The following is a 24,523-nucleotide window of genomic DNA, read 5'->3' as shown; positions in this document are numbered from 1 at the left end:
TCCCTCAGACGGTCGCCGCCTGGCCGCCAAAAATCCGGCTGAAGAACCCCTTCTTGGCCGGCTCCAGGAAGCGGTGGGGGCGGTCCGCGCCAAGGAAGCGCTGGACCACGTCGAGGTAGGCCTGCGCCGCGTCGCTGGTCGGATCGAGGACCACGGGCGTCCCGGCGTTCGACGCCTGGAGCACCGCCGGCGACTCCGGGATCACGCCGAGCAGCGGGATGCCGAGGAGCTCCAGCACGTCCTGGTGCGCCAGCATCTCGCCCTTGGCGACGCGCGCCGGCGCGTACCGCGTGAGCAGGAGGTGCGTCTTCACCGGCGGCTCGCCGAGCTCCGCCCTGCGGGTCTTCGCGTCCAGGAGACCGAGCACGCGGTCCGAGTCCCGCACCGAGGAGACCTCGGGGTTCGTCACCACGATCGCCTCGTCGGCGAAATACATCGCCATCTGCGCGCCCCACTCGATGCCCGCCGGCGAGTCGCAGAAGATGTACTCGAAGCCCGCGCCCCGCAGCTCGTCGAGGATGCGCCCGACGCCGTCGAGCGTGAGGGCGTCCTTGTCCCGCGTCTGCGACGCAGGGAGCACGTAGAGCGAATCGAGCCTCTTGTCGCGGATCACCGCCTGACGGAGCGTCGCCTCTCCGCGGATCACGTTGACGAGATCGTAGACCACGCGCCGCTCGCACCCCATCACGAGATCGAGGTTGCGGAGCCCCACATCGAAGTCGATGGCGATCGTCTTGCAACCGACGGCCGCGATGCCGGACGCGAGGTTTGCGGTCGTGGTGGTCTTGCCGACTCCGCCTTTGCCCGAGGTGACGACGACTACCTTTGACACCAGAAACCTCCTTGAGATGGTTCGAGAGACGTGGTCTGTCCTACGGCCGAGCCCGCGCGGATGCCCGCCTCCCGGCGTTGAGGGGGCGGCGTCGACGTGATGGGAGCTCGGCGCCCGCCCGATTCCATTGAGGCCGGGGACGCGCTCGACTGGGTACGTCATCGCGAACCGAACGAACAACTTTTTCGCGACGAAACTTGCAGCGTACCCCGGCCGGCGATCTGGATCCAAGTTACCTACATGTAGGCGCGCCTGGTGGCGGCGAGTGTGCGGCGCGCCGAGCGCGCGGCGATTCGACGAGCTGGACCACGTGGCGGCTCACTTCCTTGTTCATCACCTCAAGCACGATATCGTCGCAGATGAGCAGATCGACGATCGTGAGAGCGATTATCCGGTGTCGCGTGGGCTGGTTCGCAGGCGCGCCGAGAGAGCAAGCGCGGTTGCAGACGGGAGCGCTCGCGCGCATAAAATGAACCATGGGTCGATCACTTGGTTATCATTCTTCCGGGATCATGCTGGCGATAGCGCTGGCAGGGTTCGCCGGCTGCACGGGAGACGTAGGAGATCCCGACGCTGCCGGGACGGGCGGAGGCGGCGTCACGCTGCCCGATGGGACGGAGAGCGCGAGCCTCCTCCCAGCGCGCATCCGCCGGCTCACCAACGCCGAGTACGCCGCCTCGGCGCGCGCGCTGACAGGGACCACCACCAACCCGAGCGAGGGCTTCGCGCCGGATTCGCGGCAAGACGGCTTCACGGTCAACGACGCGCAGCGCGTCGATCCGGTGCTGGCGAAGCAGCTCGCCGCTGCGGCGGAGGCGCTCGCGGCCGAGGTGAAGGGCAAGGCGGCGGAGCTCGCCCCCTGCGCCGATCCGGGGACGCAGGCGGAGAGCTGCGCCAGGGCGTTCATCACGTCGTTCGGAGGGCGCGCCTACCGCCGCCCGCTCGACGCGGCGGAGGCCGACGCGCTGCTCGCTGTCTATCAGGTCGGCGCGAAGGGCGCGACCTACGCGGACGGCATCGAGCTCGTGGCGCGCGCGGTCCTGCAGTCGCCAGGCTTTCTCTACCTGACCGAGATCGGCGATGGATCCGGCGGAGATGCGCTGGCGCTGACTCCCCATGAGCTGGCGAGCTCCCTCTCCTACCTCATCACCGCTGGCCCGCCCGATGATGCGCTGATGGAGGCCGCCGTCGCGGGGGCGCTGTCGACCCCCGAGGGCCGGGAGGCCGAGGTGCGCCGGCTGCTCCAGACGTCGGCGGCGCGCGAGCGCATCGTGCGGGTCGTCCGCGAGTGGCTCGGCGTCGACCGGATCGCCATGACGGCGAAGGACTCGAACGTCTACGGCGACTTCGCCGGCGCCAGGGCCTCGATGGAGCGCGAGACGGAGGACTTCGTGACGGAGGTCCTGATGAACTCCACCGGGACGGTCGGCGAGCTCCTGGGCGCCGACTGGAGCATCATCGATCAGCCGCTCATGAGCGTGTACGGCGCCGCCGGCACGGGGCGCGTGTCGTTCTCCGATCGGCGGGGGATCCTCAACCAGGGCGCGTTCCTCTCCGTGTATGCGCACGCCACGGAGACAGCGCCCGTGCTGCGCGGGGTGACCGTCCTGCGCCGCGTCGCCTGCGTCGACATCCCGTCGCCGACCGAGCTGAACATCAACGTCGTCCCGCCGGTGCCGGATCCGAGCAAGACGACGCGGCAGCGCTTCGAGATCCACTCCACCGACGCGGAGTGCAAGGGGTGCCACAACAGCATCGATCCGATCGGGTTCTCGTTCGAGCGGTTCGACGGCATGGGCAAGGTCCGCGAGAAGGACAACGGGACGGACGTCGATAGCGCGGTCACCGTCGCGATCAGCGCCGATTTCGACGGTGCGTACGCCGACAGCAACGCCCTCGCGCAGGCCCTGTCCACGAGCCCGACGGTGCGCTCGTGCTTCGCCCGCAACGTGTTCCGCGCCTCGGTGGGCCGCAGCGGCAAGGCCGCCGCGGAGAGCGAGGAGTCGTTCTTGAAGGCATGGCAGGCCGTCCCTGAGGCAGAGCAGGGCAAGCTCGTCGAAACGCTGATCACCTACGTCAAGAGCAGTCTCTTCAGCCATCGGAGGCCCCAGTGATGCGCCGGTCGACCCGCCGTACGTTCCTTCGCGCCGTGGGGGCGAGCCTCGCGACGCTTCCCTTCGTCAACATGCTCGCGGACTCCGTCGCCCAGGCGGGCGGCGAGGAGCTGCCGCTCAAGTTCGTCGCCGTCTATCACCCCCACGGCATCGCCGCCGAGTACTGGGCCATGCGCGCGGGGGACACGGAGACGAGCTTCGACATCGCGTACGAGAACTGCTCTCTCCAGCCGTTCGATGACCCGGCGGCCTACGGCCGGAGCTTCAAGGACAAGATCCTCGTCGTCGAGGGCATCGACCACCTGTCGAACGCCAACGGGCACGACTCGGCCGGCACGATGCTGACCGGCAGCCGCATCGACGGGAAGAAGCCGCTCAACCTCTCGCTCGACCAGTACCTCGCCGTGGAGAGGGGCCTCGGCGCGGACACGCGCATCACGAGCGTCGCGCTCGGGGTGGGCATGGACGGGACCGAGTCCGGGCAGACGCTGTCCTTCGGCGCGGGCGGCGCGCCGCTGCCGAAGATCATCCACCCGGTGGAGGCGTTCAACCTGCTGTTCGCGGGCCTCGTCGTGGGCGACGACCCCGAGGCCCAGGCCCGCGCGGCCCGGCAGCGCGAGCTCGGCCAGAGCGTCATCGACTTCGTGAAGGGCGACATCAACCGCCTGCGCACGCGCCTCGCGCCCGCCGAGCAGCAGAAGCTCGACCAGCACCTGACGTCGCTCCGCGAGCTGGAGAAGCAGTACGACGCGCCCTCGGCCGGCGGACCGGCGTGCGTCGTGCCGCCCCAGCCCGACGCGTCGAAGTTCCCGTCGGTGAAGCAGTACAACGGCGGCGAGCCCTACTTCGACGCCATCACCGACGCGCACGTCGACCTCCTGGCGCAGGCGCTCGCCTGCGGCATCACGCGCTTCGCCACGCTGTTCATGAACGACCTGTCCTACGCGAACAACCCGCTCGGGCTGCCGACGGACAACCACGGATCGGTCGCGCACACGTACGACGCCTCGCCGGTCGGCAACGACGGCCGCCCCGGCGCTGGCAACCCGGAAACCTGGGTGCCGCTCGCGAGGTTCAACCGGTACAGCTACTCGAAGATCGCGCGCCTCATGCAGCGGCTCGACCAGCTCGGCGCCCTCGACAGCACGCTGATCTACGCGTCGAGCGACATGGGGAACCCCGCCCAGCACAGCAAGCGCAACGTGCCGACGCTGCTGGCGGGCGGGGCGAACGGGAAGTTCAGGATGGGCCGGCGCATCAAGCTCAGGGCGGACTGCCCTGCCGACGCGCCGTGGTGCGGCGAGAGCGACGCCACGTTCACGCCCGTCACGAACAGCCGGATCCTCGTGTCGATCGCCCAGGCGTTCGGCGTCGAGATCGAGTCGTTCGGCTCCCAGCCCGACCCGGCGCTCACCACGGGCGCGCTCAGCGAGCTCACCTAAGCATTCTCCGCCTCCTTCCTCGACGGGCGGCGCGCTGGCCGAGGCGCACCGTCGGCGCGAGGCGAGGTGTGTAATCGCGCTTTCATGGCGCCCCTGCGCGCGGCGCCTTCAGCCGAGAGCTCCCACCTCGCCCTCACGCCACTCCTCATCGGCGATTTTCCGTGCCTATTGACAGTCACTTCGTCGACGTCGTATCTCAAAATTGCAAACATGGGTTTCAGGACGCCCACGACGTTGCAATGCGCCCGTCGAACCGACATGGTGCTCGTTTATCGCAGATGTCGGCTCCGCTGTACGGAGACCAGGACGCTTGTGGGACTCGCGTCCCAGATCTCGGCATCGTGCTCGCCGGCCGCCGAGGAGGGAATGTCATGAAGATGACGGGACGATGCTGGATGACGGCCCTCGGGCTCATGCTGATGACGGCGGCGTGCGCGGCAGAGGACGCCGCCCAGTCGGACAAGCCGACCGAGGAGATCGCGCTGATCAAGCGAGAGCGGAGCCCGATCACCGAGTTCACGCCAACGCAGCTCGAGGATACCGTCGACCACCTCATCGGCGCGATCAACCAGAGCGGGCTCAAGCCGATCCAGGTGGTGGTCCTCTTGAAGCACCTCTCCACCTTCTTCGAGCCGATCGCCACCGGCGCCAACCGAGCCATGGGCGAGCTCGAGGCCGTGGGGAACGTGCTCGGCCCCAGCACGCAGATGACCACGGACGACGGCGCGGCGTCGCAGAACCTCCAGAATCAACAGGTCGCGAACGCGATAGAGGATGGCGCCCAGGGCATCGGCATATCGCCCTACGATTTCCTCAACGAGGCCTCCATCAATGAGGCCGCGGCGCAGGGGCTCCACGTGGTGACGTTCGACACCGACCTGAAGGACTCGGGGCGCACGCTCTACGTCGGCGCCATACAGAAGTCCGCCGGCGCCAGGGCGGCGCAGGCTCTCCTCGATTCCAGGATCGGGGAATTGCCCCCCCCGCCAGGCACGGTGGTGGTCCACGGCGACACGTCAACGCAGTGGTACGACGGGTCCCAGCGAACGTTCGGCGTCCTGGAGGCGCTCGGGGCGGCCGGCTACACGACCCAGGTGGTCCAGGCCGTCTTCATCAACGGCCAGGAAGGCTTTGACGTCGATCAGATGAAGACCCAGATCCTGAACGCGGACCCGCCCGTCGTGGGCATGATCGGCGTGTTCAACATCTCGTATCGCTGCGTGATGGCCGCAGAAGCCGCCAACAGGCCGGACATCCCCATCGTCGCGTTCGACTTCGATTCGAAGACCGTCGAATACATGCAGAAGAAGCGCATCAAGGCCACGGTCGTCCAGCGTCAGTACTATGAGGGGTACCTCGTGCCCTACATTCTCTATGGCATCCAGCACATCGGCCTCGATGCGACGAAGGAGATCCTCCGCCCGCTGATGACAGACGAGAACCAGATGCCCGACGAGCACCGGGTCAACCTCGGCGTCGACGTGGTCCCCGCGAACAAGGTCCAGGACTACAACGACTTCCTCGACCAGATCGGCTCGATCCAGTAGCGGCGCCGCGATGGCGGCGGGCTCGCGGCGAGGTTCCACCCCGGTGCCGCGGGGGCCGTGGGGTAGACTGGGCCCATGACCGTCATCCGCTTCTATCGCTCCGGCGACGCTCACGGGTTCTTCTCCAACTTCTCTCTCCACCCGGTCACGCTCAAAGGCAAGGTGTGGCCGACGAGCGAGCACTACTTCCAGGCCCAGAAGTTCCCCGGCACCGAGCACGAGGAGGCGATCCGCAACGCCTCTGGCCCCGGCGAGGCGGCCCGCATGGGCCGGCAGCGGAGCCGCCCGCTGCGCCCCGACTGGGAGCAGGTCAAAGACGATGTCATGCGCGAGGTGGTGCTGGCGAAGTTCACCCAGCACGAGGATCTCCAGCGCGCCCTGCTCGACACCGGGGACGCGGAGCTCGTCGAGCACACCGCGAACGACGCCTACTGGGCCGACGGCGGCGACGGGAGCGGGCGGAACATGCTGGGCGTCATCCTGATGGAGGTCCGCGCGCAGCTGCGCCGCTGACGCGTCGGGGCGGCGCTCTCGCCTCGGACGGCCCGGGATTGCGGCGATGGGCAGGGCCCGCGCGGCGACCGGGCACGCGCCCCCCGGCGGCTCAGGCGCTTTGGCGGAGACGCCTGGGTCGGTCGGGTGTACCACGGCGCACGTCCATGAGGAGAGCCCCCCTGTCGATGCGCCGCGCCTTTCCCAGACTCCTCGCCGTGGCCGGGCTGGTCGCGCTCGCGTCCTGCGGAGGGCCCCCCGCGCCGGCGCCGCCGCGCTCGGCCGCGGCCCCGGCGCTCGCGGGGACCGCGCCGCCTTCCGCCCCCGCGATGCCGCGAAGCGTGGAGTCGCTCGTCGACGTCATTCCCGGCGATGCGGTGCTGGTCGTGAGCGTCCCGCAGGCCGGCGCGCTCCTCGCCGGCGCTGCGCCCCTTATCCGGGAGACGTTCCTCGAGGAGGTCACGGCGGCCCTGGCGCGCCAGCCCGGCCTGAGCCCCGACCTCGCCCGAGATCTGATGGCGTCGTTCGACGGCGCCGCGGCGTTCGTCGGGGGCGAGGCAGCTCCGCGCGAATCGCTGGGGGCGATCGTCGAGAACGGCTGCATAGCGGCGCGATTCCGCGACGGAGCCCCGGTCGAGCGGCTGCTGAAGGAGCTGCCGCGCGAGGCCGGCGAGGGCAGGTTCGCGCTCCGAGACGACGAGGACAGCGTGGTCGCCCACGGCGCGTGGCTCGCCGAGGCGCGGGTCGCCCTCGTATGCGCCCGGCCGGAGCCGTTATCGAGGGCCCTGCGCGTCGCGGGGCAGCGCGAGCCGTCGTTCAAGACATCCGCGCTCTTCCAGCCCGGGCGCGCGAAGGATCCATGGCTCGCGATCGACCTCCACCGGCTGCAAGGCAGCGGCCCCGAGCCCGGCTCGCGGCTCTTCATCGCCCTTCCCATGAGCCAGGATGCGACCGGGCTCCACGTGGAGCTCGCGCTCTTCGGACCGGAAGTCCCCGCGCTCGGCGCGGTGCTGTCGGCGACGGACCATGCGGCCATGGCGAAGCTGCCCCAGGGGGCGCTGGCGACGTTCGGGCTGTCCCTTCAGCGGTCGCCGGGAAAGACGGTGAGCGACGTCCTCGGCGCCTTCGACGGGCTCGCCGGCGAGCCCACCGCGGCGGCGGCTGCGGCCGCGCTCGCCGAGGTAGGGCTCGAGCTCGGCGATGTCGACAGGGCGCTCGGCGGCGAGGCCGCGGTCGGGATCTATCGCGATCCGAAGCACAAGCTCAGCCTCGCAGCCGGCGGGCGCGCCGAGGCGCTCAGGCACGGCGCCGTGCTGATCGCGCTGGCGACCGCGGATGAGGCGGCGCAAAAGAAGGTGTTCGGCGCGGTCGCCGCGCACATGAAGCGGACGACGAAGAAGCTCAGGTCCAAGCCTGGGTCGCTGGCGCACGATCTCGATGACGGCAACGAGCTGAGGGCAGAGACCCGGCCCGGGTTCGTCCTGATCGGCGCGGGCGACCGGGGCTACCTCGCTCAGGTCGCCGCGCGCTTCGGGAAGGACAAGGAATCGCTGGCCGCGACCCCGTCGTTCGCCGAGGCCCGGGCGCGCGCGAAGGGCGCCTCGCATTTGCAGCTGTACATCGACCGTCAGGCGTTCGCGGGCCTGCTCGACGGCCCTGTGGCGGCGAGCTTCGGCGCGCTCGCCGCATCGCCGACGCTGGTCTCGGTCGCGCTCGCGCCGAGCGACCGTGGGCTGGATCTCACGCTGAGCGGCCATGGCGGCGTCGAGATCCTCGGCGCCAGCGCGGCGCTCGCCATCTACGGCGTCAAGCGTTACATCGCCTCCGCGAAGGCAGCGGCGGCGAACGGGCCGCAGTAGCGAGCCGGGGCCGCGCCCGGCGCGCATCGCCCTGGACAGCGATGCTCCGCTGAAGAGGGCTGTCGCGCGACAGCGGCTCCGCGCTCAGAACTGCGCCACGCCGAACTGCCGCGCGGAGACCGACCCGTCCGGCCCGCTCCCGGTCGGGTGGCTCTCGGCGATCCCGCTGATCGTGCCGGAGACCGCGCCGCTGCTCAGCGCGCCGCTCAGGTACACGGTGACCGCCTTGAACTCCGCGGGATCGACCTCGGTGACCTCGTACGAGCCCTGGAGCGCGGAGAGATCGATCTTGTAAAAGAAGCTGGCAGCGTCGACCCGCGGGACCCTGAGCGTGACAGCGAACGACTCGTCGAACGCGCCGTCCTCGGTCGAGAAGGCCAGCGGGACGTCGAGCTGCAGGTGATCCGAGCAATCCAATGCGAGCGCCGGCTCGGCGCCGCTCGAATCGCCGCCCTCTGCCACCGTCGATCGCACGAAGCGCGCGGCGATGAGCTCGCCGACAGAGACGGTCGCCGTCGTGCTGCCGCCCTTCGCCCACGTGAGCGGGGCGGAGCGCTCTCCGGAGATCTCCGTGAGCGCCGCTCGCGCCGAGAAGCCCAGCGGGGAGACGTCGTCTGCGCCGATGTCCTCCTTCTCCTCGTCGCACCCGCCCTCCGCGCCGTGGACTCCGCCGATCTGGCCGCCCTGCGGCGCGCCGCCCGCGCCATCGACGCACCCGAAGAGCCCGACGCTCGTCGCCACCGCGACCACCCAAGAAAGCCAACGCCGCTCGCGCATGTTCACGACCTCCTGCGGCGTACCTTGCGTTCGTTATCGACGCGACGCCAGGTCAGCTTCGCACATTCCATAGGGCAAACTGGCCTCGACATGTGCGAATCTGCGGTACGTGGACCATGAATCCCTTGCAAAGGAGCTGATCCGCGCCCTGCGCGGCCGGCGCTCGCAGCTGGCCTTCAGCCGCCGGCTCGGCTTCCGCACCAACGTCGTTTACACGTGGGAGTCCGGCAGGCGCTGGCCGACCGCGGCCACCTTCCTCGTCGCCGCGCGGCGCGCGGGGGTGGACGTCGCGGGGGCGGTGAGGCGCTTCTTCCCGTCGCTTCCCGCGTGGCTCGCGCGCACCGATCCGGCGTCGGCCGAGGGCGTCGCGGCGCTCCTCTCGGAGATGCGCTCCATGTCGCCCATCGTCGACGTGGCGCGGCGCGCGGGCAGGAGCCGCTACGCGGTCGCGCGCTGGCTCTCGGGCGAGGCCGAGCCGCGGCTGCCGGACTTCCTGCGGATGGTCGAGGCCTGCTCGCTGCGCCTGCTCGATTTCGTGGCGCTCTTCGCCGACCCGGCGGTGCTCCCGGCCGCGAGCGCGGCGTGGCGCACGCTCGAGGCCCAGCGCCGGGCCGTTTACGAGGAGCCGCTGCTCCCCGCCGTCCTCCTCGCGCTGGAGCTGCCGGCCTACCGGGCGCTGCCGCGCCACGATCCGGGGTGGATCGCGCGGCGGCTCGGGTTCCCCGTCGAGGACGAGGCGCGTTGCCTCGATCGGCTCGCGGAGGCCGGCCAGATCCGGAGGAGCCGCGGGCGGTGGATCGTCGCGCCGATCCGGACGGTGGACACGCGCCCGGATCCGGACGCGGAGCACCGGCTCAAGTGCTTCTGGGCCGGCGTCGGGCTGGCGCGGCTCACGCGCAAGGCCGAGGGGCGCTTCTCGTTCAACGTCTTCACGGTCTCCGCGGCCGATCTCGAGAAGCTCTCCGAGCTCCACGTGAGCTATTTCCAGAACATGCGCGCGGTGATCGCAGAATCGCGGCCGCCCGAGCGCGTCGTCGCCGTGAACCTGCAGCTCTTCCCGCTCGACGGAGGCTGAGCCGGCTGCGGACACCGCGGCGCCGCGCCGCCGCGCCAGGTAAGCCAAGCCCGCGCCTCACCGGACTTCCACCGAGCGCCCTGCGCGGCTCACACGATGGCGAACGCCCGGACCGGGAACGTGCCGAAGGCGCGGACCTTCACCGGGACGGCGAAGAGGCGGGCTCCGGCGGCGGGGAGCTGATCGAGCCCCGTCATGTGCTCGCAGATCGGGATGTCCGCTCCGAGCAGGAGGGAGTGGACCGGCCGCGCGGGATCGGCCGTGTCGTCGATATTGTAGGTGTCGACGCCCACGAACACGACGCCTGCGCCGGCCAGGAGCCGCGCCGCGTCCCGCGTCAGGTACGGGTGTCCTTCGAAATAGCCGTCCGTGCGCCAGTGAGCGCTCCAGCCCGTGCGCACGAGGACGGCCTTCCCGGCGAGATCGAGCCCGTCGAACGCGTCAGCGTCGATCGCCCGCCCGGACCGGCCCCGCGCCTCGACCACAACGCTCTCCAGATCGGCCAGCGATTCGAGCGGCAAGCCGGCGAGATCCTTGCCATTCGCATAGCGATGAAACGGGCTGTCCACGTAGGTACCCGTGTTTGCGACCATGTCGATTCGGCCGATGTGGAATTCGACGCCTTCCGCGTAAACGCCGCGGGACTGCTCGCGTGAGAGGAAATCGCAGACGACGGGCGCCGGCACGCCCTTGTACGTCGTCATGCCGTGCTCGACGGTGTGGCTCAGGTCGACGAGTTTTCGTGAGACGGGGGTGGTCACGGTCCGCTCCTCGGGAGGGGCTCCGCGCGGCGGAGCCTCCTGTGCGCCCGGTCGGGGCCCCGAGCCACCGCCAGTTTCGCGGGAGGACGCGAGGAGATCCAGAAATCGGGCGCGAGCCGGTCGAGTTGACATGTGCTCACATGCGCCGATACAGTGCGAGCGCGGCGACACCTGGCCCGATGCTTCACGGGGGCGAGCGTCGTGCCTGGGTGCCTCGGCGGGCGCGGGTCCGGGCGTCGTCGCTGGAGCGGTCACGGGAACGGAGCGTCGCGGGGGGTCGAGATCGCCCGCGTGGAGAGGTGGATGTCTGGGATGAGTCGAACCATGCCGCGCCGCGCGTTCGTCCTGTCGGCGCTGCTGCTGTCCACCTGCGCCGCGGCGGGCTGTCGTTCGAAGAATGGCAGCGAGAACCCGTCCGCCGCTCCGGAGCGGGCGGCGACGCCGGCGGGGTCGGCGCAGGAGGCGGGGGCCGGCTCCGCGCAGCAGCCCCCGCCGAAGCGGGCCACGGTGGTCACGATCGCGAGGGAACAGCAGGCCACCTGGGTGCGCAACTTCAACCCCCTCCTCCCCGAGGGGAGCGCGCGCTTCCCGACGGTCGCCGGCATCTACGAGCCGATGCTCGTCTACAACACGATGCGGAGCGAGTACACGCCGTGGCTCGCGACGAGCTACGCGTGGAGCGACGCGAACAAGAAGCTCACCTTCACGACCCGCTCCGGCGTCAAGTGGTCGGACGGACAGGCGTTCTCGGCGAGGGACGTCGCGTTCACGTTCGCGCTCATCAAGAAGCACGCGGCGCTCGATCTCGCGGGGGTGTGGCGGTTCCTCGGCGCCGTGACGGCGATCGACGACACCACCGTCGAGTTCGTATTGAGGCGCCCCTATGTGCCCGGGCTCAGCTACATCGGCCACCAGCCGATCGTGCCGGAGCACGTGTGGAAGGAAGTCGCGGACCCCGTCACGTTCGCGAACGAGAACCCCGTGGCGACAGGGCCCTTCACCGAGGTGAAGGTCTTCCAGAACCAGGTGTACGAGCTCGGCAAGAACCCGCGCTACTGGCAGGAGGGCAAGCCGGCGGTCGATGGGCTGCGCTTCCCGGCGTATCCGAGCAACGACCAGGTCACCCTGGCGCTCGTCAACGGCGAGATCGACTGGGCGGGCGCCTTCGTGCCGGACATCGAGCGGGTCTTCGTCGCCAAGGATCCGGCGAACCATCATTACTGGTTCCCGCTCGTCGGGGGCACCGCCACGCTGTACCCGAACGCCACGAAGAAGCCGTTCGACGACGTGCGCGTGCGCAAGGCCATCAGCATGGCGATCGACCGCGACCAGATCGTCAAGCTCGCGGCGGACAACTACACGCATGGCGCGGACGCGACGGGGCTGGACGACTCCTACGAGCGGTTTCGCAGCGACAAGGCGGTGGAGGCGGGCGACTGGGTGAAGTTCGATCCGCAGCGGGCCAACCAGATCCTCGACGAGGCGGGCTACCCGAGGGGCGCGGACGGGATCCGGACGAGGCTCGGCAAGCCGATGCACTTCGACATCAACGTCGTCAGCGGCTGGTCGGACTGGGTGCGCGCGGTGCAGATCATCACGCAGAACCTGGAGAGCGTGGGCATCGCCGCGTCGATGAAGACATATGACTTCAGCGCGTTTTACGCGGCGCTGCAGAGGGGCCTGTTCGATCTGTCGATGGGCTGGACCAGCGTCGAGCCCACGCCGTACAATTTTTATCGCGATCTGATGAGCGCAGATCTCGTGAAGCCGCTCGGCGAGGTGGCGCCGCGCAACTGGCACCGTTTCGGCGCAAGGGAGGCCGACGTGCTGTTCCACGCGTTCGAGTCCGCGACGGCCCCTGTCGATCAGAAGCGCATCCTGGACGGGCTGCAGATGATCTTCGTGCAGGCCGCGCCGGTGATCCCGCTCTTCAACAACCCGTCGTGGGGCGAGTACAGCACGAAGCGGTTCACCGGCTTCCCGACGATGGAGAACCCGTACGCGAAGCTGACGCCGAACAACCCCCCGGAGTATTTGCTCGTCCTGACCGAGCTCCGTCCGAGGTGACGCGCCCTAGAGCCGCGTGACCACGAGCCCGTCGTTCTGGACCGAGATGCGGGCGGGCTTGCCGCGGTGCTCGTCGGGGATCTCGTCGGCCATGAGGTAGCGGCCGGCGATCGAGACGAACTCCGCCTCTAGGCTCATGCAGAAGATGCTCGCGTCCGCGTTGTTGTGGGCGCCGGCCATGGCGCGGCCGCGGAGCGGCGCATAGACGTGGATGTTGTCGTTCGCGATGAGCTCCGCGCCCGAGCTGACAGGCGAGAGGACCACGAGGTCGCCGTGCGGCACATAGATGACCTGCCCGCTGCGCACCGGCTGCCGCACGGTGAGCCCCGCCGGCGGCGGCTCCCCGGCCGCGTCCGGCGCCGGGGCGGCGTCCCTCGGGCGGCGGGCGGGCGCCGCCGCGGCGGCCCCTGACGCGCCGCGGTCCGGCGCGGGCCCTACCGCCACGGGGCCCGGCGTGGGGGTGCTCCCCTCGGCCGACCCGGCCTGGCGGGACGAGCGCGTGAGCGGCGTCCGCAGCACGCCGAGGCCGGCGGCGACGGCCCGCTCGCGCTGGGCGTCCGTCGGGTTGCGCACGGCGATGGGCACGAGGTTGTGCTTCCTCAGCAGCCCGGCGAGGGCGCCGAGGTCGACGGGCTCGTCGCCGAGCTCCGCCAGGTCGAGCAGGATCGGCAGGTGCAGGAAGAAGTGCGGCATCTGCGAGATGTGGTCGGCGAGCTGACGCTCGACGGCCGCGACATTCGCCGTCTTCAGACAGAGCATCGTGATGGCAGGCATCGTGCCCTTGAGCGCAAACGCCTGCTGCTCCTGCCGCTTCTCCCCTCGCCTGCCCGACACCATCGCTGTCCTCGCTCGCAAAAAGGTGCTCCCGCGGCGGCACTGTAACCCGGATCCGGCGGCTCGCGCGGGAAAAACCGGTAGGCGCTCCGGGCCTCGCGGCGCGGCCGGCGCGCCGCTGCTTGGCTGGCCGGCTCGCGCGGTGCTAACGGTGGTTTGGCCATGCCGACCGCGCGCCGCGCCTCCGTACTGCGGCTCGATCCCCCGCCCGGCCCGCCCTCCGCCGCTTCCTCTCCAGCGTCCCCGCGCGCGATGCTCCGGCCCGTCGACGCGCTCGATCACCACTTCGCGCTGGAGGTGCCGCGCGTGTTCGCCGAGGCGGAGCGCGCCGCGCTCGTCGCAGGGGTCCGCGCAGCCCAGGCCGAGTGGACTGCCGACTTCGGAGGCGAGCAGTTCTCGCTGGGGCGCGCCTTCTACACGCACCTGGAGCAGGGGCGCTCCCGGGTCTATTTCGCCGATGCGGCGGCCTCCGACGCCCGCGTCGAGCGCCACCTCCCCGGGCTCCAGCGCCGGATGCGCGAGCTCGTCGCGGCGCTCACCGGCGGGCTCGCGCAGCCCCGGCGCGGGTTCTGCGGGCCAGGCGTCCATATCTTCCCTGCGGGGGAGAAGGTCGCGCGTGAAGGCGGCGTCGTGCACTTCGATACGGAGGGGCTCTCCGACTACCACCTTGCCCGCCGGCTCCGTGCGATCACGGTCGTCGTGATGCTGGAGCTCCCGGACGCGGACGGCGGGCTGAAGCTCTGGGACGTCCTCTACGATGGGCGAGACGACCCGCGCGACGAGGCGCTGTCCGCGCGGAGCCTCGTCGCCGGCTACAGCCCTGGCGGCGCGCTGGTCATCGACAGCTACCGCCTGCACCAGATACAGCCGTTCCCGGGCGACCGCGACCGCATCTCCGCGACGGTGCACGCGGCCGAGATCGACAGCGGCCGCTGGGAGACATGGTTCTAGGCCAGTCGGCGCGCGACGGCACGTCGTTCAAGCAGCCTTCTTGAACGGGCGGGACGTGGGCTGCGACTCGTAACATCCATGAAGTGAGCGGGGCGCGCTCAGGCTTGAACGATTGATTGCTCGCTCGGCTGAGCGCCCCGAGGGCTGTTTGAATCAGCCTTCACGCCTACGCCGGTGGCCGGCCGTCCCCGGCAAACGCCGGGGCGATGGCGGCGGCCCCGAGCCACTCCCGCGCGAGCTCCAATGTCTGCGCATTCTCGGAGACGTTCTGGAGGAAACCGTCGCGACGACGGAGATCGTCGATCCGCGCCGCGGTCGCGAGGAGGTGGTCGCGCGCGTCCGCGATGGCGGCCCGCGCCGATGGTTGGTCGCCGATCGCCTCGAGCGCCCGAGCGTACACGAGGCGGGCGAGCTCCTCGCCCTCCTCGACCCTGCCGAGGGAGGCGAGCAGCGCCATCGCCTCACGCGCCTCGGCGAGCGCCTCGGACGGCCTCCCGCGCGCGTGGAGCGCGGGCACGCCCGCTGACGCTCACCCGTCGAGGAACCGCTCCAGCACCGGCACGAGCAGGGCGGGCGCGAGGTCGTGGGTGGCGCCCTCGATCGTGACCGCCCGTCCGCCGGGCAGCTGCGCGGCGAGCGTCTCGGCGACCCGGCGCATGACCGGCGCGCCCGCGCCGCCGGCGATCGCCAGCGTCGGCTGGCGGACCTCCGCGAGCGCGGCGGTGATGTGCCCGTCGGCGACGATCGTCGCGTCGTAGACCAGGGTGTGCGCCATCGCCTCCAGCGCGGGGCGGAAGGGGGCGTGCCTGAGCTGGGCTACAACCTCGTCGGGGATCCCGACCATGCGCCGCTGGAAGTACTCCACGGCGTCGCCGCGACGTCCGGCCGCGACCAGCGACGCCAGAGCCTGCGTGTGCTCGGCGGGCTGGCCGGGCGGCGCGTCATAGAGCGCCAGCCGCGTGATGGCCAGGCCGCGCGCCGCGGCGGCCAGCGCGAGCAGCGCGCCGGAGGAGTAGCCGAAGACGGCCGCGGCGCCGCCCGCGGCCTGGATCACCGCGTCCAGGTCCTCGACTTCACGGTCGATCGTATACGTCGCCGCGTCGCCGCTGTCGCCGCGCCCCCGGCGATCATACGCGAGCACGGTGAACCGCCGCGCCAGGTACGCTGCCAGCGGCGCGCCCGTCATCCGGTCGTTGAACGCGCCCAGCACCAGGATCACCGGCGCCCCCTGACCGGTCTGGTCGAACGCGATGGTGGTGCCGTCCCTGGAGGTCGTCTTCTTCATCTCGGGTCTCCTTTCCGCGGTCCTGTCGCGTAGACCCGAGGCGGTGAAAAACTAATCGGTGAGCGTCGGCGGCAGCCGGAACCCGGCGCACAGCTCGGCCGAAAACGTCGTGATCTCCGCGATCTGGCCGTCAGAGACGCGCAGCACGTGGATCCCCGACAGCCGGAACACCGCCTCGCCCCGGCGGCGCAGGTAGGCCGCGGCCGCCGGCTGCCGGTTGGCGCCGACCGGCGCCATCCTGAATTCGCGTCCCTGCCAGCGGGGCGGGAACAGCGCGAGCAGGGTGGCGATCGCCGCGCGGCCGTCGAACCAGAGCGGCGCGGGCGGCATCGCCCAGCGCGCGTCCTCGCGGAGGAGCCGGGTCAGCTCGGCGGCGTCTCCCTGCTCCCACGCGTCCATGAACACCTTGAGCGCGGCGCGCTCGCGACCCGTGACCGGCGCGCCGGCAGACGGGTCCGGCGCCCCGGCGGGGAAGCGCGCGCGCAGCGTCGAGCGCGCCCGCTGGAGCGCGCTGGTCACCGACGGGACGGTCAGCTCGAGCAGCTCCGCGATCTCCGCGGCCGACCAGCCACCACGTCGGACAGGATGAGCACGGCGCGCTGGCGCGGCGGTAGGTGCTGCAGGGCGGCCAGGAACGCCAGCGCGATGGTCTCGCGCGCCTCTACCACGGCGTCGGCGGGCGGCTCGGCGTCGAGCAGGTCGTCCGGGAACGGCTGGAGCCACGGGACCTCCGGCGCCCAGGGCGGCGTGGAGCGCGCCTGCGACGCCGGCGTGGAGGCGGTGACCGGCGGCGCCAGGTCCTGCGGCAGCACCCGCGGCGGGGCGCGCTCCAGCGCGTTCAGGCAGGCGTTGGTGGCGATGCAGTAGAGCCAGGTGCGAAACAGCGATCGCCCCTGAAACCCCTCGCGGCCACGCCAGGCGCGGAGCAGGACCTCTTGCACCATGTCCTCGGCCTCGTCGAACGAGCCGAGCATGCGATAGCAGTGCGCGCGAAGCTGGCGGCGGTAGCGCTCGCTCAACGCGGCGAACGCCGCGTGGTCTCCGGCGCGCGCCGCGGCCAGGACGGCTGCCTCTTCTTCGCCATGGTCCGTCGGCATGCCTCGCCGGGCGAGATGGTGAACGGGTTCGGGAAGGGGCGCAAGCGTGTCTGCGGGCGCCACGGCGCGATGTACTAGTGCTTTGACACGATTCTGTTGAACCAGTCGGACCCGAAGAATCGCGCGGCGTCACGAACGGTGAGAAGGATTGATTGCTCGCTCGGCTGATCGCCCAGAGCGCTGTTTGAATCAGCTCTCACGCCTACGCCGGTGGCCGGCCGTCCCCAGCAAACGCCGGGAGGATGGCAGCGGCCCCGAGCCACTCCCGCGCGAGCTCCAATGTCTGCGCATTCTCGGAGACGTTCTGGAGGAAACCGTCGCGACGGCGGAGATCGTCGATCCGCGCCGCGGTCGCGAGGAGGTGGTCGCGCGCGTCCGCAATGGCAGCGCGCGCTGCCGAATGGTCGCCAATCGCCTCGAGCGCCCGCGCGTAGACAAGGCGGGCGAGCTCCTCGCCCTCCTCGACCTTGCCGAGGGAGGCGAGCAGCGCCATCGCCTCACGCGCCTCGGCGAGCGCCTCGGACGGCCTCCCGCGCGCGAGCATCACCTCGGCCCACGTCGCTCGGGCCACGACCTGGAACGGCTTCGCCGCCTCGAGCAGCGCCACCGCACGCCGGGCCTCCTCCTCGGCGCGTTCGAGCTCACCCGCGCTCCGCAAGAGCCATGCGAGGTAGGCGCGCGAGACCCCCTCGATGCTCCGCCAGTCGCCTTTCATGGCGGCAGTGACAGCCTCCGACTCGACAGCGAGCCCCTCCTCGATAGCGCCGAGGCGGCCGAGGGCGAAGCCGAGGTTGTGTCGGCCCGTGATGACCGCGCGCTCGAGCCCCATGCGCTCGGCGTCGGCCACCGCGCCGCGGAGGAGCGCCACCGCTTCGGCGTAAGCGCCGAGCCTGATCTCGGCCTCCGCGAGGTTGCCGCGGGCGACACAGGCGTTGCGGACGTCGCCCGTCTGCTCGAAGCAGCAGCGAGGCCTCCGTCAGCGCCCGGCAGCGATCGAGGTGGCCGGCGAACTGCGCGCGCACGCTGAGCGCCCGGAAGATCGGCCCGCTCACGGCCGGGTCGCCCGAGAACCGCCCGGCGACGGCCTCGATCCGGGCGTGGAGCAGCTCGGCCCGATCGTAGATGCCCGCGAAGAACAGCCGCACCACCACCCGCGTGGCGGCCATCACCGCCGGGCCGGTCGTCGCGTCGTCGGACCAGGCGCCCGCGAGCGCATCGGCGAGCGCCACCAGCCGCTCGTGATGTCCTAGCCTGCCCGCGGTCTGGCCCACGTCGCCCACGGCCACGTACCAGCGAGCGCTGCCCCTGGGCAGCGACTCCATCGCCACCTGCGCCCAGCGCAGCGCCTCGGCGATGTCCCCGCGCCAGTGATGCGCCTCGGTCCGAACGAGCGCCAGCTCCCCGCGCGCCTCGCCGCTCGCGCCGAGCGTGAGGGCGCGAGCTGTGTGGGAAAACACGGCCTCCAGGTCGTTTCCAGCGAGCGCCTGCGCCGCTGCGCGCCGGTAACCGTCGGCGGCGCGGGCGGGGTCGCCGCCCCGATCGAAGTGCTCGGCGATGACTGCAGCAGCGGGCTCCGACGCCTGCTCGAGCCACGCGCCGGCGAGCTTGTGCCCGAGCGTCCTGTCGCCTTCGGTCAGCGTCGCATAGGCCCCCTCGCGGAGGAGCGCATGCCGGAACGCGAGCTCCTCCTCGCCCGAGAAGCGGCTCTCGCGGCGCCGCACCAGGATCTCGCGTTCGACGAGGGGCGCGAGCTCGTGCGCGATCTCGCCCCGGCGCGCCTCTCCGCCCAGGAGCGCGGCGACGCTCCCCACCCAGAGTAGCGGAACTTTTAGTACACGCAGAGGAGGCCGAAATCCCGGCCAAAACCGGCGATTTGCTCAGCCGTGCGAGCTGGAGCATGATCAACCTTTCGGACAGGTGAAACAAATGAAAGACGCAACCCCCAACGCCGCGATCCGGCGGACGCTCGGCTACCCGCGCGTCTCGACGAGGGAGCAGGAGATCGCGGGCGTCTCCCTGGACGCCCAGGCCGAGAAGATCGGCAACTACTGCCGGCTCCATTCGCTGCCGGCGCCGATCCTGTTCCCGGAGGTAGAGAGCGGCGGCGAGGAGAACGAGGCGAACAGGAAGAAGGTCGCCGCGCTCCTGGCGGACGTCCGCCGGGGGGACATGGTCATCGTGACGGACATCGACCGCTTCGGGCGCGACGTGGTCTTCATTGTCAAGAACGTTCGGCAGATCATGCGCAAGGGCGCCGTGTTCGTCGCCATTGACAAGGGGTTCGATTCGCGCTCGCCGATGGCAGAGGACACGCTCGCCAACTGGGCGGTCGGGGCAGAGCAGGAGCGCCGTCGGATCAAGGAGCGAACCGAAGGGGGGCGGAAGCACCTGCGCGCACAAGGGCACTTCGTCGAAGGGCATCCGCCGTTCGGCTACGAACGTCAGCCCAAGCCCAAAGGGACGAAGACACCGCTCCCCCTCCGCGTGGTTCCGGAGCACGCCGCGGTGGTGCGTCGCATGTTCGCGCTCTGCCTTGAAGGCTATAGCGTATTCGCGACCGCCAAGCGGCTTCGTCAAGAGTACGGCAGCATCAAGGCGTTCGGGCGCGCCTGGGTTCTTACCGCGCTGCGCAACCGTACCTACACGGGCCGTGTCGCAAAGACCAGCGTGCGGCCGAGCGCCACGCGCGGCGTCGTGCAACTTCCGGCCGAGTGGATCCCTGCACACGAGGCGATCATCGACGATGAGACATTCAACAACGCCCAGCTTGCATTGAGAGGCCGTCGTCGCGGGAGGAAGCCCCAGGACACGTCCGCGACGGCGAACTACTTGCTGCGCGGCTTCTGCCGTTGCGCGGAATGCGGCGGCAGCGTCGCTGCCCGTCCGGTGGACCGCAGCGGCCGACACAAGGTGGGCTACTACGTCTGCCGTGGCCATGTGGAGCAGAAGGAGAAAGGCGTCCGCTGCAAGCTCAGCGCGTGGGTTCGCCAGCCGGACGCGGACGCTGCCGCAAGCGAGCAATTCTTGACGTTTGCTCGCTCGCTCCTCACTTCGCTGACTAGACCGCCGCGTCAAATCGAGAAGCCAGACTTTGCCGCCCAGCGCCGCGAGATCAAGATGTCGCGACAGCGAGTCGTGGAATTTGTCGCAACGGGTCTCTTCACCGTTGACGACGTGAAGACAGAACTGAATCGCCTCGACGACGCGCTTGCAGCGATCGAGGCGAAGGAAGCCGAGTTCAAGGAAACGGCAGGCAACGACACCGTCGAGACTCGAAAGCATGCACGCGCTTATGTTCAACAGATAGTTGACGAGTGGAATGTTTTGCCGCTAGACATCCAACGATCAATTATCCGTTCGTTCTCCTCGAAAGTCGAGGCAACGAAGGACAAGCAGATCAGGACCACATGGCGCGATCCGTCGCAGATATCAGCGGCGCATGGCGCGCAGGAATTGCCAGCGCTCCGCCCTGCGCCGAACGTCGCTGCGCTGTCGGCCCCCTTGCCCACCGCCTCGCTGTCCCCGAGCGTCGCTGCGCTACCTGCGCCAACCATGTCTGCGCGTGATTACCTCGGCTCGCCAGAACGTGCCGTCGCTCCGGTCGAGCGTCGGCAGAGCTGATGCGCCGCTCGGTGGGTGGCAAGTGGAAGGCGGGCTGGCCGCGCGACCGGCTGGACGAGTTGCTGCCCGACGCCTGGGCGAGATCGTCGAGCGCTGCTCCGACCGCTGCCGACGCGCCCTGAACGAAGCGCGCCTCGGTCTCCGACGCGGGCGAAGACGCCCTCGCCGGGCCTCCTCCGTATCCGTTCGGCAGAGCCCATCCTGACGTCGAGCAGGCCAGGGACATAGGCTTGCCGTGCGATGCGAGAGCGACGGCAGGGCACCGGCAACGGTGGCGAGACCCGACTGAGGGACCCCGAAGCGACGCCAGAGGAGCGCGGCACCGGTGACGCGGGCGTGCGAAGGCGGCGCCCCGGCAAGGCGAGCGCGTTCGCCGCGATCGATGGCGCCGAGGCGGCGCCGCCGCGGCAACGCCGGCGAGCGGCGCCCACGCCCAGCGCGACGTCGCCGGACGTTACCCGTGGCGCAGAGCAGGCTTCGATGCGCTCACGCGGCCAGCGTGACCGGCGCCGTCCACGGGCTGTCAGCGAGCCGCTGCCGAGCGTCGGTGTTCTCGAGGGTCTGCTTCCAGGACTTGGGAGCGAGCTCGAGGATCCGCTCGCGCGGCCAGCTCGGCAGCAGGATCAGCACGTCGCGCAGGTAGGCCCAGGGGTCAATCTGGTGCAAGGCGCAGGAGGCGATCAGCGACACGATGATGGCGTTCCACTCCGCCCCATCGTCGCTGCCCACGAAAATCCAGTTTTTACGCCCGAGTGCCTCTCTGCGGAGCTCCAGCTCGCTGCGGTTGTTGTCCAGGCGGAGCCGCCCATCCTCAAGGAAGCGGATGAGTGCGAGCCACTGGTTGCGCGCATACCCAATGGCGCCAGCGATGGGGCTCCTGGGCAGCACGAGCAGCTCCTCGCTGTCGAGCCACGCGCGGAAGGCATCGAGCACGGGCTGGGCATGGCTTCGGCGCTGCTCGGTGCGGCGACCGGGGGCCAGGTCCTTGGTCGCCTTGTCGATGGCGAAGAGCTGGTGAATGAAGCCGAGCGCCGTCATCGCACGCTCCCGGTCCGACGACATCGCTTCGAAGAAGCGCCGGCGGCAATGGGCCCAGCAGCCGACCTCGGTGACCTGCTCGGTCCGGAACAGCTCCTCGTAGACGCTCGATGCGTCGGCCTGGACGTAGCCCTTGTACCCGCGGAGAAACTCCTTGGGGCCATCCTGGTTGTGACGCGGCGTGAAGCGGAAGAGCACGTGGTCGCGGTCGGCCACGAGCACCCAGAAGTGTCCACGCCGGCACTTGTCCTTGGCCTGCACGAGCACCCCGGTGGCATCGATGGCGATGCAATGGGCCGAGAGCGCGTCCTTGGCCATGGCGGCGACCAGATAGCCCAGCACCTCGGCGCACGAGCCCACCCAGCCGCAGAGCGTCGAGCGCGCCAGGTGCACCCCTTGGCGCTCATAGATCTTCTCCTGCCGATGCAGCGGCAGATGATCGCCGTACTTGCTCACCAGCACGTGCGCGAGCAGCCCTGGCCCGGCCAGCGACCGGGGCACGGGGCTGTCGGCTACGTCCGCGATGACGACGCCGGCTTCGGGCTCGCCCCTGGTGGCAAACTTGGGTCGCACGATTTGCAGCCGCACGAAGCTCGCGGGTCTCCACTCCAGCGTCTCGGAGACCTCTTCGCCGATGCGGACCATCTCGGCGGCGCGCTCATCGCGGATCTGGGGCGGCAGCAGCTCGATCCGCTCGACCGGCAGGTGCTCGGGCAGCTTCTGCCGTCCGTGCGGGGTGCTCCTGCGCCCCTTGCCGTTGCCCCCAGAGCCGCCTCCTGGCGCAGCGCCGTCGTCCTCAGGCGTGCTCGCGGTGCCGGTATCGGGTGACGCCGCTGCCCCCGCGAGCATCTGGACGATGGCGTCGAAGGCGAGCTGCATCTGCCCAGGGTCGACGTGCTCGGCCTTCTGGCCGAAGATGTGGCGGCGAAGCCGCTCCAGCTCGATGCTGGCGAGCTCGTAGAGCTTGCGGTACTCGTCGCGCTCGTGCGCGGCGCGCGCCAGCTTGTCCTTCAGCTCATGAATCTGCTCATCGAGCGACTTGCTCACGAGGCGGTAAGTACTCGTGACTTTTTGCTTTTTGAAGAGGGTTGTTACAGGAAAAAGAAGGGCTCTCGAGGCAATGCGGCGCGCGCGATGTCCGGCAGAGCGCGGACAGGTCGGATGAGATCATGAGCCTGGAGGCGGAGCCACCTCGCCGAGGCGCACGTCTCGCCGCAGCTTCGACGGCGTAAGCGCGATGCCCTCGAGGATCTTCGCCAGCTCGGCCGCGTCGATGACGACGCTCGTAGCTCCCGGCGTGACCGCACGCGGGGCTCGAAACGTCCCGCGCTCGAGACGCTTGTAGAGCAGGCAATACCCGCTGCGGTCCCACCACAGGGCCTTGCAGCGGTCGGCTGCTCGGTTGAAAAAGAGGAACAGCGCTCCAGAGAGCGGATCCTGCCGCAGCACCTCGCGCACGACGGCGGCGAGGCCATCGAACGATCGGCGCAAGTCGAGCGGCTCGGTGGCGACGTAGATCGAGACGCGGCCCGGGATCATCGCACGCCTCCGAGTGCGCGAACGACGCGCGCCAGCGTATCCTCGTCGAACGTCGGCGGCACGCGCACGACCGCTCCGTCCGGAAACACGATCTCGAGCGCGGTGCCCGGCGAGCACGCCGTAGCGCTCGACGGGGCGACCACCACAGGCAGCAACGCGGGTGTTACTGAGCACCGTCGTTGATGCCGATGATGCGCTTGTCGAGCCAGCTCTTTGATGGCGGGGCGGCCGGCTCACCGCAGCGCACCATCGCCGAGGCGGATCATGGTCGATGGCGACGTTGTCCGGGGGCAGCAAGCTGCCAGGACCTTCTCCGGCGATGCATTGCGCCGCGTTCGATCAAATTCTCAGCGTAGCTCCTCCTGAGCACGATCGCGTCGGTCGAATGCGGGTGCACAGGAAAAGAGGGAGCGCGCATTCCCTTCGTCTCCCGAAAATTACCAGCACGACTCCTCGCCCGTCCGCGTCACGAACGGGGTAGGTCAGCGACAGGAGCGGAGCATCGGCGCGGCGCGGGCCACAAAATAGGCGACGGGAGGAGCTCGTTTGGCCGCGTGCCCCCTCCCGTCGTGCTCCGAATCGCTTGAAAGAGCGGAGCCCTCAACAGATCGTCCATCTGGACCTCGATGTCAAAGGCTGGCTCGCTTCACCGCCCACCGTAGATCGCGCGCGGCCAGCCCGCTGCCCGCGTTGCGGTGCCGCGGCTTGCCCGCTGGGGGGCGGGTTGGGGCTGTGGGGTCACGGCTCGCGGTCCCGGCAGGTACGCGGGCCGCTGGCTGCCGGCGAGCGCGGCGGGCTCGTCACGATCGAGGTGCGCCGTTATCGATGCCGCCGCTGCGGCGCGACGATCACGGTCGTACCGCGGGGCGTCGCACCGCGACGGCACTTCGCCGCGACGGCGATCGGTCTGGCCCTGCTGCTCGTCGGCATCGCCAGTGCAGCGCTCATCGAGGTGCGGCGGCGTGTCAGCCCCTGGTCTGCCAGCTTCGATGCCGACAGCTGGGCGACCGTGCGGCGCTGGTTACGCGCCATCGACCAGGGGCGCCTCTTTCCGTCAGTCCGCCCCAGTCCCCTTGCTGCTTCGCTGCGGCAGCGGGCCGAGCGGGCCGCGATGACGCTCGTCGCGATGGCGCCTTTTGCGGCCGAGGTCCTCGAGGCCGCCGTCATGGCCGGCGCCGCGCGAGCTGCGTGA

The 24,523-nt window shown here is 70.2% G+C and carries 22 protein-coding genes; 11 read left to right on the top strand and 11 right to left on the bottom strand.

Annotated features, from left to right (window positions below; genetic code table 11):
* Positions 1-4 precede the first annotated feature (4 nt).
* On the bottom strand, positions 5-832 hold the full coding sequence (gene minD, locus POL72_RS27830) for a septum site-determining protein MinD (RefSeq protein WP_272098776.1): 828 nt from the start codon (positions 830-832) through the stop codon (positions 5-7).
* A 476-nt stretch (positions 833-1,308) separates the two neighbouring features.
* Between minD and POL72_RS27825 the strand changes: the two genes are divergently transcribed.
* From POL72_RS27825 to POL72_RS27805, 5 genes are all read left to right on the top strand, one after another.
* On the top strand, positions 1,309-2,946 hold the full coding sequence (locus POL72_RS27825) for a DUF1592 domain-containing protein (protein WP_272098774.1): 1,638 nt from the start codon (positions 1,309-1,311) through the stop codon (positions 2,944-2,946).
* Positions 2,946-4,388 carry a DUF1552 domain-containing protein gene (locus POL72_RS27820; protein ID WP_272098772.1) on the top strand — a complete coding sequence of 481 codons (1,443 nt, stop codon included), beginning with the start codon at positions 2,946-2,948 and terminating at the stop codon, positions 4,386-4,388. Before POL72_RS27825 ends, POL72_RS27820 begins: the two co-directional genes overlap by 1 nt.
* Before the next feature lie 371 nt (positions 4,389-4,759).
* The gene (locus POL72_RS27815) at positions 4,760-5,935 is read left to right on the top strand and encodes a sugar ABC transporter substrate-binding protein (RefSeq protein WP_272098770.1); all 1,176 of its coding nucleotides are present in this window, start codon (positions 4,760-4,762) and stop codon (positions 5,933-5,935) included.
* Positions 5,936-6,010: 75 nt separating this feature from the next.
* Complete coding sequence (gene ybiA / locus POL72_RS27810) at positions 6,011-6,448, top strand: riboflavin biosynthesis intermediates N-glycosidase (RefSeq protein ID WP_272098768.1); 438 nt, start codon at positions 6,011-6,013, stop codon at positions 6,446-6,448.
* Positions 6,449-6,594: 146 nt separating this feature from the next.
* Positions 6,595-8,286: a hypothetical protein gene (locus POL72_RS27805; RefSeq protein ID WP_272098766.1), complete on the top strand. Its 1,692-nt coding sequence runs from the start codon at positions 6,595-6,597 to the stop codon at positions 8,284-8,286.
* 84 nt (positions 8,287-8,370) lie between these two features.
* On the opposite strand, the gene POL72_RS27800 is transcribed toward POL72_RS27805, so the two are convergent.
* Complete coding sequence (locus POL72_RS27800; RefSeq protein WP_272098764.1) at positions 8,371-9,063, bottom strand: hypothetical protein; 693 nt, start codon at positions 9,061-9,063, stop codon at positions 8,371-8,373.
* Between the two features lie 109 nt (positions 9,064-9,172).
* Here POL72_RS27800 and POL72_RS27795 point away from each other — a divergent pair, with 109 nt between their 5' ends.
* The gene (locus POL72_RS27795; protein ID WP_272098761.1) at positions 9,173-10,138 is read left to right on the top strand and encodes a DUF4423 domain-containing protein; all 966 of its coding nucleotides are present in this window, start codon (positions 9,173-9,175) and stop codon (positions 10,136-10,138) included.
* Between the two features lie 89 nt (positions 10,139-10,227).
* Here the strand turns inward: POL72_RS27795 and POL72_RS27790 are convergent, their stop codons facing one another.
* On the bottom strand, positions 10,228-10,899 hold the full coding sequence (locus POL72_RS27790) for a cyclase family protein (RefSeq protein ID WP_272098759.1): 672 nt from the start codon (positions 10,897-10,899) through the stop codon (positions 10,228-10,230).
* Positions 10,900-11,223: 324 nt separating this feature from the next.
* On the opposite strand from POL72_RS27790, the gene POL72_RS27785 reads away from it, so the two are divergent.
* Complete coding sequence (locus POL72_RS27785; RefSeq protein WP_272100020.1) at positions 11,224-12,966, top strand: ABC transporter substrate-binding protein; 1,743 nt, start codon at positions 11,224-11,226, stop codon at positions 12,964-12,966.
* Between the two features lie 6 nt (positions 12,967-12,972).
* Here POL72_RS27785 and minC read toward each other — a convergent pair whose 3' ends face one another.
* Positions 12,973-13,803: a septum site-determining protein MinC gene (gene minC / locus POL72_RS27780; protein ID WP_272098757.1), complete on the bottom strand. Its 831-nt coding sequence runs from the start codon at positions 13,801-13,803 to the stop codon at positions 12,973-12,975.
* Between the two features lie 159 nt (positions 13,804-13,962).
* Here minC and POL72_RS27775 point away from each other — a divergent pair, with 159 nt between their 5' ends.
* Positions 13,963-14,751, top strand: coding sequence for a hypothetical protein (locus POL72_RS27775; RefSeq protein WP_272098755.1), 789 nt, complete (start codon positions 13,963-13,965; stop codon positions 14,749-14,751).
* A gap of 166 nt (positions 14,752-14,917) precedes the next feature.
* Here POL72_RS27775 and POL72_RS27770 read toward each other — a convergent pair whose 3' ends face one another.
* The 5 genes from POL72_RS27770 to POL72_RS27750 form a co-directional block, all read right to left on the bottom strand.
* Positions 14,918-15,268 (bottom strand): hypothetical protein, encoded by a 351-nt coding sequence (locus tag POL72_RS27770; RefSeq protein WP_272098753.1) that lies wholly within the window; start codon positions 15,266-15,268, stop codon positions 14,918-14,920.
* Between the two features lie 12 nt (positions 15,269-15,280).
* On the bottom strand, positions 15,281-16,036 hold the full coding sequence (locus tag POL72_RS27765) for an alpha/beta fold hydrolase (protein WP_272098751.1): 756 nt from the start codon (positions 16,034-16,036) through the stop codon (positions 15,281-15,283).
* A 51-nt stretch (positions 16,037-16,087) separates the two neighbouring features.
* Positions 16,088-16,555, bottom strand: a complete 468-nt coding sequence (locus POL72_RS27760; RefSeq protein ID WP_272098749.1) for a nuclear transport factor 2 family protein — start codon at positions 16,553-16,555, stop codon at positions 16,088-16,090.
* An 11-nt stretch (positions 16,556-16,566) separates the two neighbouring features.
* The gene (locus tag POL72_RS27755) at positions 16,567-17,133 is read right to left on the bottom strand and encodes a sigma-70 family RNA polymerase sigma factor (protein ID WP_272098747.1); all 567 of its coding nucleotides are present in this window, start codon (positions 17,131-17,133) and stop codon (positions 16,567-16,569) included.
* Positions 17,134-17,335: 202 nt separating this feature from the next.
* Positions 17,336-18,001 carry a hypothetical protein gene (locus tag POL72_RS27750; protein WP_272098745.1) on the bottom strand — a complete coding sequence of 222 codons (666 nt, stop codon included), beginning with the start codon at positions 17,999-18,001 and terminating at the stop codon, positions 17,336-17,338.
* A gap of 577 nt (positions 18,002-18,578) precedes the next feature.
* Between POL72_RS27750 and POL72_RS27745 the strand changes: the two genes are divergently transcribed.
* Complete coding sequence (locus tag POL72_RS27745) at positions 18,579-18,953, top strand: hypothetical protein (protein ID WP_272098743.1); 375 nt, start codon at positions 18,579-18,581, stop codon at positions 18,951-18,953.
* Positions 18,954-19,059: 106 nt separating this feature from the next.
* Positions 19,060-20,754, top strand: a complete 1,695-nt coding sequence (locus tag POL72_RS27740; protein ID WP_272098741.1) for a recombinase family protein — start codon at positions 19,060-19,062, stop codon at positions 20,752-20,754.
* Positions 20,755-21,240: 486 nt separating this feature from the next.
* On the opposite strand, the gene tnpC is transcribed toward POL72_RS27740, so the two are convergent.
* Complete coding sequence (gene tnpC / locus POL72_RS27735) at positions 21,241-22,839, bottom strand: IS66 family transposase (protein ID WP_272098739.1); 1,599 nt, start codon at positions 22,837-22,839, stop codon at positions 21,241-21,243.
* Positions 22,840-22,959: 120 nt separating this feature from the next.
* Positions 22,960-23,331, bottom strand: a complete 372-nt coding sequence (gene tnpB, locus POL72_RS27730) for an IS66 family insertion sequence element accessory protein TnpB (RefSeq protein WP_272098738.1) — start codon at positions 23,329-23,331, stop codon at positions 22,960-22,962.
* Positions 23,332-23,914: 583 nt separating this feature from the next.
* On the opposite strand from tnpB, the gene POL72_RS27725 reads away from it, so the two are divergent.
* Positions 23,915-24,523: a DUF6431 domain-containing protein gene (locus tag POL72_RS27725; protein WP_272097401.1), complete on the top strand. Its 609-nt coding sequence runs from the start codon at positions 23,915-23,917 to the stop codon at positions 24,521-24,523.

The organism is Sorangium aterium, assembly GCF_028368935.1.
In the GTDB taxonomy this organism is placed as follows: Bacteria; Myxococcota_A; Polyangia; order Polyangiales; family Polyangiaceae; genus Sorangium; species Sorangium atrum.
The sequence above is the reverse complement of the archived record's forward strand: the minus strand, read 5'-3'. Positions and strand labels throughout refer to the sequence as shown.